Origin of the sequence: Acetobacter fabarum, from assembly GCF_011516925.1 — a bacterium.
Classification (GTDB): domain Bacteria; phylum Pseudomonadota; class Alphaproteobacteria; order Acetobacterales; family Acetobacteraceae; genus Acetobacter; species Acetobacter fabarum.
The window spans coordinates 191,571-204,853 of record NZ_WOTG01000003.1 but is presented as its reverse complement, the minus strand read 5'-3'; the positions used below and the strand labels follow the sequence as shown (position 1 = coordinate 204,853).

At 53.9% G+C, this 13,283-nt stretch carries 12 protein-coding genes; 2 read left to right on the top strand and 10 right to left on the bottom strand.

Features of this window, described 5'->3' with window-relative positions:
- The first annotated feature begins 22 nt into the window (after window positions 1–22).
- Entirely contained in the window at window positions 23–355 is a 333-nt protein-coding gene (locus tag GOB83_RS06635; RefSeq protein WP_194301312.1) for a hypothetical protein, read from the top strand.
- 351 nt (window positions 356–706) lie between these two features.
- Here GOB83_RS06635 and GOB83_RS06630 read toward each other — a convergent pair whose 3' ends face one another.
- The 3 genes from GOB83_RS06630 to GOB83_RS06620 form a co-directional block, all read right to left on the bottom strand.
- Complete coding sequence (locus GOB83_RS06630; protein ID WP_165925583.1) at window positions 707–2,302, bottom strand: tyrosine-type recombinase/integrase; 1,596 nt, start codon at window positions 2,300–2,302, stop codon at window positions 707–709.
- Window positions 2,303–2,523: 221 nt separating this feature from the next.
- Window positions 2,524–2,937: a PIN domain-containing protein gene (locus tag GOB83_RS06625; protein ID WP_165925582.1), complete on the bottom strand. Its 414-nt coding sequence runs from the start codon at window positions 2,935–2,937 to the stop codon at window positions 2,524–2,526.
- Entirely contained in the window at window positions 2,937–3,134 is a 198-nt protein-coding gene (locus GOB83_RS06620; protein ID WP_061498081.1) for an AbrB/MazE/SpoVT family DNA-binding domain-containing protein, read from the bottom strand. The genes GOB83_RS06625 and GOB83_RS06620 overlap by 1 nt, the downstream gene beginning before the upstream one ends.
- 199 nt (window positions 3,135–3,333) lie before the next feature.
- On the opposite strand from GOB83_RS06620, the gene GOB83_RS06615 reads away from it, so the two are divergent.
- Window positions 3,334–4,107, top strand: coding sequence for a hypothetical protein (locus GOB83_RS06615; protein ID WP_165925581.1), 774 nt, complete (start codon window positions 3,334–3,336; stop codon window positions 4,105–4,107).
- A 49-nt stretch (window positions 4,108–4,156) separates the two neighbouring features.
- On the opposite strand, the gene GOB83_RS06610 is transcribed toward GOB83_RS06615, so the two are convergent.
- The 7 genes from GOB83_RS06610 to GOB83_RS06580 all read right to left on the bottom strand — a co-directional run bounded on the left by GOB83_RS06610 (window position 4,157) and on the right by GOB83_RS06580 (window position 13,209).
- Complete coding sequence (locus GOB83_RS06610) at window positions 4,157–7,342, bottom strand: type I restriction endonuclease subunit R (protein WP_165925580.1); 3,186 nt, start codon at window positions 7,340–7,342, stop codon at window positions 4,157–4,159.
- Window positions 7,339–8,589 carry a restriction endonuclease subunit S gene (locus tag GOB83_RS06605; protein WP_165925579.1) on the bottom strand — a complete coding sequence of 417 codons (1,251 nt, stop codon included), beginning with the start codon at window positions 8,587–8,589 and terminating at the stop codon, window positions 7,339–7,341. Before GOB83_RS06605 ends, GOB83_RS06610 begins: the two co-directional genes overlap by 4 nt.
- A gap of 29 nt (window positions 8,590–8,618) precedes the next feature.
- Window positions 8,619–8,927, bottom strand: coding sequence for a nucleotidyltransferase family protein (locus GOB83_RS06600; protein ID WP_165925578.1), 309 nt, complete (start codon window positions 8,925–8,927; stop codon window positions 8,619–8,621).
- The gene (locus GOB83_RS06595) at window positions 8,924–9,325 is read right to left on the bottom strand and encodes a nucleotidyltransferase substrate binding protein (protein WP_061470498.1); all 402 of its coding nucleotides are present in this window, start codon (window positions 9,323–9,325) and stop codon (window positions 8,924–8,926) included. The genes GOB83_RS06600 and GOB83_RS06595 overlap by 4 nt, the downstream gene beginning before the upstream one ends.
- Window positions 9,325–10,938, bottom strand: coding sequence for a class I SAM-dependent DNA methyltransferase (locus GOB83_RS06590; RefSeq protein WP_165925577.1), 1,614 nt, complete (start codon window positions 10,936–10,938; stop codon window positions 9,325–9,327). The genes GOB83_RS06595 and GOB83_RS06590 overlap by 1 nt, the downstream gene beginning before the upstream one ends.
- Window positions 10,939–11,063: 125 nt before the next feature.
- The gene (locus tag GOB83_RS14925) at window positions 11,064–12,800 is read right to left on the bottom strand and encodes a hypothetical protein (RefSeq protein ID WP_242005759.1); all 1,737 of its coding nucleotides are present in this window, start codon (window positions 12,798–12,800) and stop codon (window positions 11,064–11,066) included.
- 19 nt (window positions 12,801–12,819) lie between these two features.
- Window positions 12,820–13,209: a MobC family plasmid mobilization relaxosome protein gene (locus GOB83_RS06580; RefSeq protein ID WP_165925576.1), complete on the bottom strand. Its 390-nt coding sequence runs from the start codon at window positions 13,207–13,209 to the stop codon at window positions 12,820–12,822.
- Between the last annotated feature and the right edge of the window lie 74 nt (window positions 13,210–13,283).

The window sequence follows — 13,283 nt, the reverse complement described above, 5'->3', positions numbered from 1 at the left end:
AGCATTAGAAGGAGGAAGTCTCATGCGCAAAGCCGGTTTTATGGTGATGATAGCCCTTGGTCTTTTAGGGCCGGTTTGTGGTTTTGCCCAGTCATCGGGGGACTGGCTGCCGCAGTCGGGTGTGAAATCCCCCTATAGTCCGTTGGCGGTTCCCACGACGTTGAAACCACTTGCGTTGTCTTTGACCGAGTTATTGAACAAGGGTTTCAAGGTCATCAGCACGACGGACTATTCGGGGCAAGGGGTTCTTTTAACAGTAGAGGGGCGTAAGCAAACTGTGTTGTGTGTGTTAACCGCACCCAATCCCCAGACAGATCAGAACGTGCCGACTTCACGCTGTTGGGCTTTGAATTAAGGGACTGATTTAACGTCATAAATTGATTGGGAAGAGGTGTCCGGTTGGGCAACAGCGCATCTTTTTGCGGACACTGTGAGGGGCGTTTTATGCGACCATTGGTCGCATAGGTTTCCTCTCAAAGCGACCAATGGTCGCATTTGAGGGTTTGGCCATGCGACCAATGGTCGTTGATGAAGGGAGGGTGATGCGACCGTTGGTCGCCTAGGTTTGCTTCCAAAGCGACCAATGGTCGCACTTGAGAGTTTGGCCATGCGACCAATGATCGCATGACGAGAAGGGACTGGTGATAAGAAACAGCACCAGTGTCCTTCATCCGGTCCCTAAAACCAGCGCAGGCCGGCTAGGCGTTCACCAGTTTGCAATGTCATCGGGATAGGTAATGGCCTCCACAACCCGCTGGAGATTTTGCAGATAAATAGCCGATGTATATTGGGTCGTGCCCTGACTTTTATGGGTGGCTTCATGGCCTAACAGGTCATCAATCCAAAGCTCTCGAATGTGACTGTCCTGATTTCTGAGCACGGTTGAAACCAGATGGCGGAAGGAGTGAAAGGTGACCTGCGTTGGCAGGTTCAGGCGCCGTTTATGTTTGGAAAAGATCAGTTCAAAATTGGCGCCCCGCACCCCGAAATTGGAGATAGGCAGTTCACTGAAGAAATAGGGGCCGGCGTTTCTGAATTCCTCAAGGATCCCTTTTTCCAGAAGTTTGCTGTGAATGGGCACGATACGGGTGCCAGCCGATGTCTTGGGAGACCATTCCCGAATTTTGCCGTCGATCTCAACCGTATGGGGCCGGATGTGGAAACAGGGAATACCGTTCAGGACTTCGATATCCTCATTCCTCAGATTGCAGATCTCGCCCAGACGCATGCCGGTATAAAGAGCAATGCGCACAATGCCCCGATAGGTGCGTTCGGGGAAAACACGTCCCAGCCATTTTGAAGTCAGGAGTGTTCTCAGTTCGTCTTCTGACCAGGCCCGGCGATTGGTCTTTTGTGTTAAATCGAAAGACCAGTTGGCCCAGGGGTTTTTGGGAGCGAGGTCTCGCAGGACCAGTTCGCTCCAGATCGCAGACATGCGCGAGAAATGGTTTTTGACGGTCTTGCCGGAGACGAGTTCTGCCCCATTCTCCTCAGCTTCTCTGACAGCATCCCGAAGGGGGAGGGTGACCTTACCTTTGCCATGGGTGGTCGGGAGGCCAGACAATAAGTCGTAAAATTCTCCAACCACGTCGCCGGTGATCTGATGAACCGGGATATCTCCGAACGCTTCGGTGAAGAGGGCGACAGTCTTGCCGGTTCCCTTGATGGTGCCAGCACTTTTGGATGGCACTGAGAAGACAAATTTTTCCGCCGCTGCCGACAGTTTCATGCTGCGCGGTTGTTTGGACGAGGATTTCTGCCCATCGGGTTTATCTTCATTGTGAGGCAGGCTGTTCTGGATCAGGCCACAAAGCGTGGTGATCTGGTTTTGTAAGCCCTGTTTTTCGGTGACAGCCCAGACCTCCCGTTTTTCGAGGGTGTGCCTGAGTTGTCCCAATCCCTTCAGAAGGCCTTCCATGTGAGGCAGGACCGTATTGAGGAAGGTTGATTGCTTGGTGACCAGATCGGCTTTTTCAATGAGATGCTGGGCGCGCTCGGCTTCGAGCACTTTCTCGGCACTCTCTTCCTGCGCTTTCAGAGCGGCCTCGTAGCTGTCAATCAGGTCGCGATAGAGGGCCAGAAGGTCGTCTTTGGTGGGGTGTTGCATCTTGCCTGCTCTGAAAAGCTGTCCCGTCCTGGCATACAGGGCGGCTGCACGTTCACGGGCGACCAGTTTATCAGAGGTATGGAGGACAAGGGAAATCTCGGTCTTGCCCAACAGGGGGCGGAGCAGTGCCGGGACGATGCGGCGGAAGTGATAACGAGGCTGTCCTGTGCGTCGGGACGGGATGGCGCGGAGCATGAAGTTTTCCCATTATGGGAAAATTCCCTCTCGGACAAAATACCTCTGTTTTTCAACAGTTTGTGGTGCGAACTGCGGGACTCGAACCCGAGCCAACCCGCAGTGACACGTTTCTAACCTCTTGAAACAGCAAAAAGAATGCGACTTGCTGTCTTCCGGTTAGTGTCTGAGTTCCCGGAACTGGTTAAACAGTCTGGGAACTTGGTATGGTGAATTTAACCTCACTCTGCTGGTTTCTGGAAGGGGTTTATGATGGTTATCATGTCAAAAATCCGCTGACCGTTCTGCATATCTTCGGACAAGAGGGTTTCAATACCATTTTCCATGGCGCAGGCCAGAATCATGGCGTCATAGGTCTGAAGTCCATACCGTTCGATAATGGCCCAGCCACGGCTGTAAACAGCTTCCGTGATGGGATGGATTGTGACCAGCCCCCGGAAGTCGGTAATCAATGTTTTGATGTCGTCTAGTGGAAGTCTGGTTTTACGCCTGAGCGTATTTGTGGCTTCGTTAAGTGTCTGAACCGAGATATGGCAGTCCTGATGCAGAAGGAGACTGTCAGCAATACCGGCCTTTTCTGTTCCTTCTTCCATCATGGCATAGAGAAGGATGTTCGTATCCAGAAAGAGAGACATTAGTCTTCGGGGCGTTCAAAACGGAACCCGGAAGGCAGTTTTTTCCCGATTTCTTTCAGGGAGCGGAGTGCTTCTTCGCGGGATTTCAGGCGTGTGAAAACAGCATCCACATTGTCGCCTTCCTGCAAACCAAGCTGTTTGACAATGTGGGAGGGAATACGCACAGCAAGGCTGTTACCCCATTTGGAAACCTGCATGAGAACCTCCTATGTTGGATATACGTAAATACAGAATGTTTATCTTACCTGCAAGGAATATTACGATATATAATCTATTGGGGTTGCTGGCTGGAACACCCCAAATTATCAGTCGAGATGGTCTGGAATCGCTTTGACGATAGCATGCATTTTTTTTGATATATGTTATAATGCATTTAAAGAGAACAAGAGTGATGCAATGACCGAAAGTAATTCAGTGGAGTGTGTACCGAAGAGTATCGTGCGCTACATTAAAGAGAATCCGCATATGGCTGTTTCCGTTGCTCTGTTCTGCGGCGGTGGGTTGGCTCTTCAGCGCGACGTTACATCACTTGCAGGCTCCTTGTTCGGTGCCGGTGGAGCGCTCCTTGGGGCTTGGATCACTGAATTGAACAAGCGTCGTTCTGAGGCTGAAGAGAAGGAAAAAAAAGAAACTGGTGCCGTTGCAGCACTTGCACCAGAACTACAACATACCATTGAACGAGTTCAGTATATTCTGGATAGATCAACAGTTAATTTTAGTTGTGAATCCGCTGTTGAGAGCGTGAAAACTAACGACCAGCAGGCGGATTTCCGACCTTATTTCCCGACGCTCTATCCGAGCGCGTCCCAAGTGCGTGATCTGCCTGATAAGAAAGTCATTGCCCTTATCCGTTACTATGATTCGTTGAATGAGATATCCCATTATGTTGACGACTGGTGGGAGCGGGAAGGACAGCTTGCCGTTAACATTTTCAATATGCTCATGCATGCCGCAGAAAAAAGTCTTCGGTTGGGTTTGATATGCGTCCGTGAGTTCGACCTTGAGGCACATTTTCCACCACCACACGAATCTTATGGTACATTGACGTCACGTATCGAACGTTCGCTTTCCCATGCGTCTCAAGCTCATAAGCGTCACTTGGATCGTGCTGAAGCACTTGATCTGAAATCTGGAAAATCCAAGGAGCCAATGCCCTTTCGAAAATACTAGATATGTGGCCTACAATTACTCTCTTGGTCTCTCCGCATAACGACAATATTTAAAGCTCTTTCTGGTTTGCCCAGATCGGAGCAAACTGTTCCGCCTGACGTAGAATATGTTTGACTGCTTCAGTTTCCATATCCGGCGGGTATCCATAGTGACGCAGCAGGCGTTTGACTGAAGTCCGCATTTTTGCGCGGGCCTGAGCCATCACGGTCCAGTCCACTGTGGCATTTTCCCGAATGGTCTTCACCAGTGCTGTGGCGATAACCCGTAGGCTGGGGTCGCCCATGGCCTCCTTGGCGCTCTGGTTCTGGGCCAGTGCGTCATAGAACGCGATTTCTTCCTGTGTCAGACCCAGTTCCTCGCCACGATCGCGGGCAGAGGCCATGTCTCGGGCCATGCGGATCAGTTCATCCAGAATTTGAGCGGATGTCAGGGCGTTGGCATGGTAGCGGGCGACAGCCTGTTCCAGCCGTTGTGAGAAGGCTTCGGCTTCCGTGATGTTGGAGCGGGTTCGGCTGCGTATCTGGCCTTCCAGCAGCTTCTTGAGCGCCTCAATGGCCAGATTGCGCTGGGGCATTTCCCGCACTTCCTGCAAGAAGGCGTCCGAGAGGATGGAAATGTCCGGCTTGCCAATGCCTGCGGCTTCCATGATGTCGATAATGTCAGTTGAAATGACCGCCCTGCTGACCAGTTGCCTGATGGCCAGTTCGCGTTCCTGCGCGCTCCGCCCATCGCTGCCGGTGCTTACACTCTTGACCAGAGCTGCTCTGACAGCCTCGAAAAATCCGATTTCATCGCGTAATCTGGCGGCTTCATCGCTGGCGGAAGCCAGCGCAAAGGCGACTGAGAGTGCCTTGACGGCATCCGGGTAGCGCTTCTGGGCAGCTTTACGCTCTTCATCATTTTTGGCGGATGCCATGGCGCGTTGCTGCTGGCCCAGAATATGGTCAAGCGCTCCCGCCATGATGGACAGCTTGGCCTTGGGCGTTGCGCCGTCCTGCAAGGCCGGACGGTAGTCAAAGCCGCCTGCCTGACCGGGATTGAACATGGCCCGCACGACTTCGTAGCGTTCCTGCAAGGCGCGGATGGCCTCGCCTTCGTCAATGCCGACCTGTTCGCGATCTCCGGCGGAATATTCACCCAAAGCCGCCTTCAGGTTCTGGGCGAGACCGATATAGTCCACCACCAGACCGCCGGGTTTGCCCTTGAACACGCGGTTGACGCGGGCAATGGCCTGCATCAGCCCATGCCCGCGCATGGGCTTGTCCACATACATGGTGTGCATGGAAGGCACGTCAAAACCCGTCAGCCACATGTCGCGCACAATAACCAGCCGGAGTGGGTCATTATTGTCCTTCATGCGCTTTGCCAGTAGTTCACGTCGTGCCTTGGACTTCTTGCCAATATGGGGCTGGAAACCGGCAGGATCAGACGAACTGCCAGTCATCACCACCTTGATGGCTCCTTCATTGTCATCGTCACTATGCCATGAGGGGCGCAGGCGGATGATCTCGTCATACAGAGCCACACAGATGGCACGGCTCATACCCACGATCATGCCTTTACCTTCAAGGGCAGTCAGGCGGTTTTCAAAGTGGGTCACAAGGTCTTCGGCAATCCGGCGCAGGCGGGGTTCCGAGCCGACCAGTGCTTCTACGCGGGAGTATTTCTGGCTGAGCTTGTGTTCTTCGTTTTCCGAAAGTCCTTCGACAATATCGGCCAGTTCGTCGTCCAGCTCTTCCTTGAGGTCTTCATCCAGTTCGATACGCACAAGGCGGCTTTCGTAATAGATGGGCACGGTTGCCCCATCTTCGACGGCCTGCGCAATGTCGTAAATGTCGATGTACTCGCCAAAAATACCGCGTGTGTTCACATCGGCATTTTCAATCGGTGTGCCGGTAAAGCCGATAAAGGAGGCATTGGGCAGGGCGTCGCGCAGGTATTTGGCAAACCCGTAGGTCATTTTGCCGGTCTTGGGGTTGAACTTGGCTTCCAGCCCATATTGGCTGCGGTGCGCTTCATCCGCCATGACCACCACATTGCGCCGGTCGGTCAGCATGGGCAGGCTGGTTTCCCCGTCTTCAGGCTGGAACTTCTGCAAGGTGGTAAAGATGACACCACCCGAGGTGCGCCGGAGGAGTTTCTGCAAGTCCTCCCGGCTGTCTGCCTGTTCCGGTGTCTGGCGTAACAGAGCCTGTGCGCTGGAAAAGGTGGCGAAGAGCTGGTCGTCCAGATCATTGCGGTCTGTCAGCACAATGATGGTGGGGTTTTCCATCTCCGGGTGGCGGGCAATCACACCAGCATAGAAGGTCATAAGCAGGCTCTTGCCTGACCCCTGCGTATGCCACACGACACCAACCTTGCGGTCTCCATCCGGTGCCGAAGCCCGCACAGTTTGCGCCACGGCTTTCCGGCAGGCATGGAACTGGTGATAGCCCGCCAGAATTTTGATGGGGCTGCCGTTCTTCTCGCCAAACAGCACGAAGTCACGGATCAGGCCCAGAAACCAGTGCGGGGTGAACACGCCCCGCAGAACGGTTTCCATCTCCTCATGGTTTTTGGCGATCAGGTCTTCGCCGTTGATCGTGCGCCATGGCATGAAGCGGTCACGGTCGGCTGTAAGCGAGCCAACGCGAGCCTGTGTGCCATCCGAAATCATCAAGGCTTCATTGAAGCGGAACAGCGATGGAATAAGGTTGCGATAGGTCTGGAACTGGTTCCAGGCTGAATCCAGCGTAGCATTCTCGGAACTGGGGCTTTTGAGTTCTACCACCCCAAGCGGCATACCGTTGACGAAGAGAACGAGGTCTGGCCTGCGGTTGGCCTCGTCCTTTTCAATGACGAACTGGCGCACGACCAGAAAGTCATTGTTCTCCGGGTTTTCAAAATCCAGCAGGTACACCCGGTCGCCTGACTGGGTGCCATCTTCACGCACCACATCCACCGGCACGCCATTGACCAGATAGTCATGCAGGCGGCGGTTTTCGTCCACATGGTCGGGTGTGTCTTCGCGAATCAGGGCCAGCAGGGATTCATCGCGTGAAGTTTGGGGAAGATGGGGGTTCAGGCGGTCTATAGCCGCCCGCAGGCGTTTTTCCAGAATGACGTCCGATAACGAGGTGCGTTCGGGCTTTTTGCCACCGGGGGCAATATCTGGCCCCCAGACAATGGTGTAGCCACATTCGCGTAGAATATCGCAGGCCCAGTCTTCAATCTCGTTTTCGGACAGAAAGCTCATGTCACGTCTTCCACCATTTTTTTGGCATCCCGGATGCTGATTTCGCCGGACATTAGCTTGGGAAGAAGGAGGTCTCGGAGTTGGGCGAGAGTGTGACTCTCAATATTGTTTGTAGATATTTTATTCATCCATGATGACACTACGGTATGAAATGCGCTGACTGTTTGTTCTGACAGAGTACAAGCTGTGTCAGCCACCACATCCGGCCTTACTGCTGGGTATGCTCCTCCATCAGCAAGATGTGTCAACCGATCAATATTTTCTTTATCGGTTAACGCAAAATATACAAACTCACGGAATTTTTTATCTTCGGCATAAAAGCATGCAAAGCCCGTGCTTCCGGTAAGTCCTTCACGATCAATATATGCGTATGAACCATTGCCCGGTCTTACTGTGCCAATGACGGTTTCACCTGTGCGCAAAATCCTTTGTGCACGACTAGGTGCTTCTTGAGCAGACATTTGAGAAATATCATTGATTATTCCATGCTTAACTGATGAAAGATCAAGATAATTAACAGTCTCTGGATAATTCTGACGCTTCCACGAAAGAGAGTTCAGGTTAGCCCAGTTGCCAATAGTGCCATCTAACCATTCTTCGGGCTTCCCCTCATCATCCAGCCTATCGGGGAAGAGTTCCCACAGTTCTGGTGCGAGATAAGGAGCTTCTCCGGCTATTTTTGCTCGTGTCGGACCAAAATCGACAAACCAGTCCCGAAACAACGCCCGCGCCATGGCTTCCAGCGTTTCGTTCATCCTGCGGTTGAGGTCTATTTTGTCGTCGAGGGAGCCGAGGATTGTAGTTATTGCTTCTCTGGCTGCATTCGGCGGCCATGATATAGGAATTTTCTTTATATCAGCAAGATTCAAGGTTGGTTGAACCGTGGTATTGCACCAATTTCTTATTGTATTTTTCACGTCAGGTGACGAAAAAGCGTATCGAAGGAAACGAGCGTTTTTTTGCTCCTTAAGTCGTAAAACAGCAACTGCTCTCGCTACGTTCCATCCAGCCATACTATGAGGAACTATGGCTGAAATACCCGGAGTGCCGACCAGAGTTAATAGACACTCTCCTCCTTCTAGAGCTGTTCGACGATACTCATAATGAACATTTTTCGATATTTTGAGTGTGGGCGTTTCGGAGATCCGACCTTCACTAATATCTGCAGCTCGTATTAGAGGAATACCTTGCTCATCGTGTGAGCCTGGATACATGACGCCGACAGAAATTCCGCGATCAGTCGACAATAGTTCTCCCACTGTTACGCTTCCAAACACTAGCCTTCTCCCAAGAGATTAGCACAAGTATGTAGGATTTTTCTAAACCCAGCATCTGCCTGTGCCCAATCCAGCACATCAACTTTCCACGGCAGTTCTGACTCAGAGAAAGCTTGTTCCAACCGTGCTCGCGTCTCCAAAGGCAAAGGTTCATCACCCATAATCGCCAGATCAAGGTCAGAAAACGGCTTGGCCTTACCTGTGACACGCGAACCAAACGCCCGTACTTCACGATTGGGCACAATCTCGTTGAGTATCCGCAGCACAATGGCCCGCTCTTCAGGCGTGATGTCGATCTGCCCTGTCACGCCGTGCGCTCTTTCAGCGTGGCCAGCAGAAACTCCGCTTCCGCGATAAAGTCCGGAATGGTGGCCACAACCTGTTTGGCAGTGGCTTCGTTATAAGTATGGCTGGTCAGGTTACGCATTTTGCGAAACACGCTCCACTGGGGCCATGCGCTTTTGAGCAATCCGGCCTCGTTGGCAGAGCGGATCATGTCCGGAAAGCCCATGCGGTCATATTCCTCGGGGGAGGCTGAATTGGCTTCCAGAAAGCGCTTCAGAGTCTTGTGGCTGAGTTCATAGGTAAACTCGAAACGCTGGATCAGACCGTCCCGCAACTGTTCGTCGTCGGGTTGGGCAAGATGCCGTGTCCAGCCTTCCTTCAGCCGGTCGAGAGCGCGTTCCAGTGGGGTGAGATACAGCATCACGCACTCTCCTTCTGCACGATCAGCTTCAGGGAGGCGGTAATTTTCGCGTTCAGTGCGTCACCCTGCGCAAACTGTTCTTTCAGGGTCTTCTCAAGGGCTGCAAAGCGTTCGGTAAACGGTACGCTGTCTTCCTCGGCTTCCTCTGCGCCCACATAGCGGCCCGGTGTCAGAACAAAGCCGTGCTGTTCCACCTCGTCCAGCGTGGCGGATTTGCAGAAGCCCGGACTATCCTCATAGGTGCCTGCGTCCTTTTCTCCACGCCATGCGTGGTAAGTGTCGGCAATGCGGGCCACGTCCTCGTCCGTCAGTTCCCGGCGGGTGCGGTCAACAAGCTTGCCCAGCTTGCGGGCGTCAATAAACAGGATTTCTCCGCGCCGGTCTCGCCAGTCTTTTTGCTTCTTGGTGCGGGTGAGGAACCATAGGCAGGCTGGAATCTGGGTGGAATAGAAAAGCTGACCGGGCAGGGCCACCATGCAGTCCACCACATCGGCTTCCACCATCCGGCGGCGGATTTCGCCTTCGCTGTTCTGATTGGAGGACATGGAGCCATTGGCCAGCACCACGCCAGCGGTGCCGTCGGGGGCCAGGTGCCACAGGATATGCTGGAGCCACGCATAGTTGGCATTGCCCGCAGGCGGCTTACCATACTGCCAGCGCGGGTCTTCCTCTAATGACGCATTCCACCAGTCCGACACGTTAAAGGGCGGGTTGGCCAGAATATAGTCAAAGCGCAGGTCTTTCAGTTCATCACGCAGAAAGCTGCCTTCATTGTTCCAGCGGATATCCGCGCCAATACCACGCACGGCAAGGTTCATGCGAGCCAGACGCCATGTGGTGTGATTGCTCTCCTGCCCGTAAATGGCAATGTCACCCAGCTTGCCGCCATGGGTCTCCACAAAGCGTTCAGACTGCACGAACATGCCACCAGAGCCACAGCATGGGTCATAGACCCGGCCCTTATAGGGTTCGAGCATGGAGACCAGCGTGCGCACCACGCTGGACGGCGTGTAGAACTCGCCCCCGCGCTTGCCTTCGGCTCCGGCAAACCCGCCAAGGAAGTATTCATACACCCGGCCCAGCACGTCCCGCGCCTTATCGTCCGTATCGCCCATGCCAATGTCGGAGATCAGGTCAATCAGTTCCCCCAGCATCACGCTATCAAGGGCAGGCCGTCCGTAATCCTTAGGGAGAACTCCCTTGAGCTGATCCGGGTTGGCCTTTTCAATGGCCAGCATGGCCTCGTCAATGAGTTTGCCAATGCCGGAGGAACGGGCGTTGTCTCTCAGGTGAGACCAGCGGGCAGTCTCGGGCACCCAGAAGATGTTTTCTGCCAGATATTCGTCCGGGTCTTCCGCTGCCGCCGGATCATCCAGCATCAGTTCAGCATGACGGGTTTCAAACGCGGTGGAGATGTAGCGCAGGAAGATCAGGCCAAGGGCCACATGCTTGTAGTCTGAGGGTTCAAGGTTCTTGCGCAGCTTGTCAGCCGCCAGAAACATTTGCTGTTCAAAGCCGAGTGTCGCGCTCGCTGCCTTGGCTTTGCTCGCCTTGGTGGTTTTCTTGGGAGCAGGGGCAGTATCAGGGTTCTTGCGAGGGCGACCGCGGGGCATAAAAGAAAGCCTTGTTTCTCAGAAAAATCAGATAATCCAGTTTGACGGAAACTGGCCATCTGGTCGAGAGGCAATGGCGGGATAGAGGTCTGTCTGGCACCGTGTGCAGGTGGTGAACCGGGATTTTATGGCGATGGTCCCATGGCCGGTTTGGGTTTGGCAATGTCAATGGTGTTTCTCAAGCCTTCTGGAATAGACAGTTTTGAGCGCAGGCGGGCGATTTCCTGTCTCGCCCTTTCTTTTTCAGCTTGGTGGGCCTTGTCCCATTGTCTGATACGGTCTGTTCTCGCCTGCACCAGTCTGTCAAAACGATGCTGGAGCCATGGTTCGAGTTTTTCTGGATCAGCCATGGCGGAAAATTCGGCATCATACTGTTTCCTGAATTCTTCAAGGGCAGGTCTATCCTGTTCTGTCAGGATAGACCGGACAGGTTCTGGCGGTGTTGAGCGCAACCCGACAATATGCAGCAACGCCTGTACAACAAACCGCAGGACTTCCAGAAATTTGAGCAAAAGCTGCTGGCAGACTTTTTCCAGTTTCCCGGCTCGTCCGGTCATGCGTTGCCAGCGGCTTTCGTCAGCTTGTTTCCACTCTTTTTTGGCACGATGGTAACGCGCAAAGCTGCTCCGCAGTTGCTTATGGTAGGGTGTGAGGGCTTTGCGCCATTTCGTGAGCATTTCTTCCCTCTTCAGCGGTGCCCAGCCCGCTTCTGGCGCTCTCTGGTCAAGGATAGCCTGCTGGGCCTGAATGGCCAGCCTGATCCGATGGCGGTGACGGGCTTCTTCCGCGCTGAGGATCAGCGGATACAGCGGTTTCGGAGGAATGTGTGGCACGACGGCTGGCCTGTCCACATCCTCCATCTGCCTGCGCCTGAGTGCGTCAATCGCTTTATTCCTGCGTGGTAGGCGGATACGTTTTGGGCTCCTGTTGGGGGCAGGTGAGGCGTCGGGGACGCAGAATATTCCAGTCTGGTCATTCTCTGATGTTATGCGGACGGGAACACGGGTGCTTCTGATATCCAGTTTCGACTTTTCGTCTTCTGCTGATTGTTCTTCTGCCAGAAGCTTTCTGAATTCCGCCATGCGTAATTTTGTTAGGCGGGTAAAGCTGCCAATCAGCGTTCCATCACTATCTTCAATGATATGAGCGCCGGGGCGTGTTTCTTTTCGATCACCTTCTCGCATGGTCAGGCCATGCTCCGCCAGCGCCGCCCGGAATGATTTTAACCCGTCCGACTGTGACCAGAGGGCGCTGACCTGTTGTTTCATCGTCGGGAGGTCAAGCCCCTGTCGTTCCGTGATCCGTCGGGCCTGCGATGTGTAGGCGGCGCGCGGTTTGGCGCTGTCAGAAACAGGGATCAAGGCTGTGACCTGTTCCGCTGCCTGATGATGGCCTTCCCGGCGTAGGGCCTTGGCAATAGTCCTGTCATGCCTTCCGGGCACGAGGGCATGCCCTAATCGTAGTTCTTCCAAGCGGGCAACTTTCTCTAGGCGCATCCATGTGAACCGGCTTTCCAGAACATGGTTGCACTGCCATTCGGGCAGGATCAGGTGCCCGTGCGTGCTACCGTCCTTCTGGTGAACCACAAGGGTGAGGTGTTCCGGGTCGGCATGGAGTTCTTCACACAGGCGACAGGCAAAGTCAGAAAGCTGGTCATCTGTCATGGCGTCATCTGGATTGAAAGCGATATGGCGTAGACCGTATGTCAGCCCCTCCCGTCTGGCTTCGCGCATATGGTCACGCATCAGCCAGTCTGACCCCGCCAGAACCCGGATGGCTTCATTCTTCGCACCATGCAGCACATGGCGGGACAAAGCACCCGCGCCACTTTTTGTTCTGATCCGGCTTTCTTTGACGATCATGGGGCATGACCACAAACGGTCAGTGCAGGGTCAGTGCTGGCCTGTCGCACCTGCGACGGGCAGACCTGCCATGGTGGTTTCTTCGTGAGTGGGGGAGAAGGTGGTCAAGATGCTGGATCAGCTTCTCAATCTCGTTCAGCACAGGCCCGCAATGCACCACATCGCCACAGTTGGCAGAATGGGCAAGCTGGTTGAGGTTATTCCCGACACGGGAAAGCTGATGACGTATCCCACGTAGTTCATCGGGAACGTGTGGTCCATCATGCCCGGCCAGTTCCGCACTGGTCAGGAGGGAGCGTATCCAGTGGGCAGTTGTGGCATGGCCATGAGTGCTGGCGATATGGTTCCAGCGCACCAGTTCATCGGGTGATGCACGGACGGAAAGGCGGGAAGTTCGGGCAATCGGCATAACAAGGTTCTCCTTAAAGAGGGGGTTAACGGGGGAGATTTCTCCCCCTTGCCAGCTTGTCGAATGCTACCCTT

Bases quoted from the DNA above. Each gene is read 5' to 3' on its own strand.
- GOB83_RS06595 (WP_061470498.1), bottom strand. From the start codon at position 9,325: ATGCTGTATCTCACCCCACTGGAACGCGCTCTCGACCGGCTGAAGGAA.
- GOB83_RS06620 (WP_061498081.1), bottom strand. From the start codon at position 3,134: ATGCAGGTTTCCAAATGGGGTAACAGCCTTGCTGTGCGTATTCCCTCC.
- GOB83_RS06630 (WP_165925583.1), bottom strand. From the start codon at position 2,302: ATGCTCCGCGCCATCCCGTCCCGACGCACAGGACAGCCTCGTTATCAC.
- GOB83_RS14925 (WP_242005759.1), bottom strand. From the start codon at position 12,800: ATGATCGTCAAAGAAAGCCGGATCAGAACAAAAAGTGGCGCGGGTGCT.
- GOB83_RS06635 (WP_194301312.1), top strand. From the start codon at position 23: ATGCGCAAAGCCGGTTTTATGGTGATGATAGCCCTTGGTCTTTTAGGG.
- GOB83_RS06625 (WP_165925582.1), bottom strand. From the start codon at position 2,937: ATGTCTCTCTTTCTGGATACGAACATCCTTCTCTATGCCATGATGGAA.
- GOB83_RS06590 (WP_165925577.1), bottom strand. From the start codon at position 10,938: ATGCCCCGCGGTCGCCCTCGCAAGAACCCTGATACTGCCCCTGCTCCC.
- GOB83_RS06610 (WP_165925580.1), bottom strand. From the start codon at position 7,342: ATGAGCTTTCTGTCCGAAAACGAGATTGAAGACTGGGCCTGCGATATT.
- GOB83_RS06580 (WP_165925576.1), bottom strand. From the start codon at position 13,209: ATGCCGATTGCCCGAACTTCCCGCCTTTCCGTCCGTGCATCACCCGAT.
- GOB83_RS06615 (WP_165925581.1), top strand. From the start codon at position 3,334: ATGACCGAAAGTAATTCAGTGGAGTGTGTACCGAAGAGTATCGTGCGC.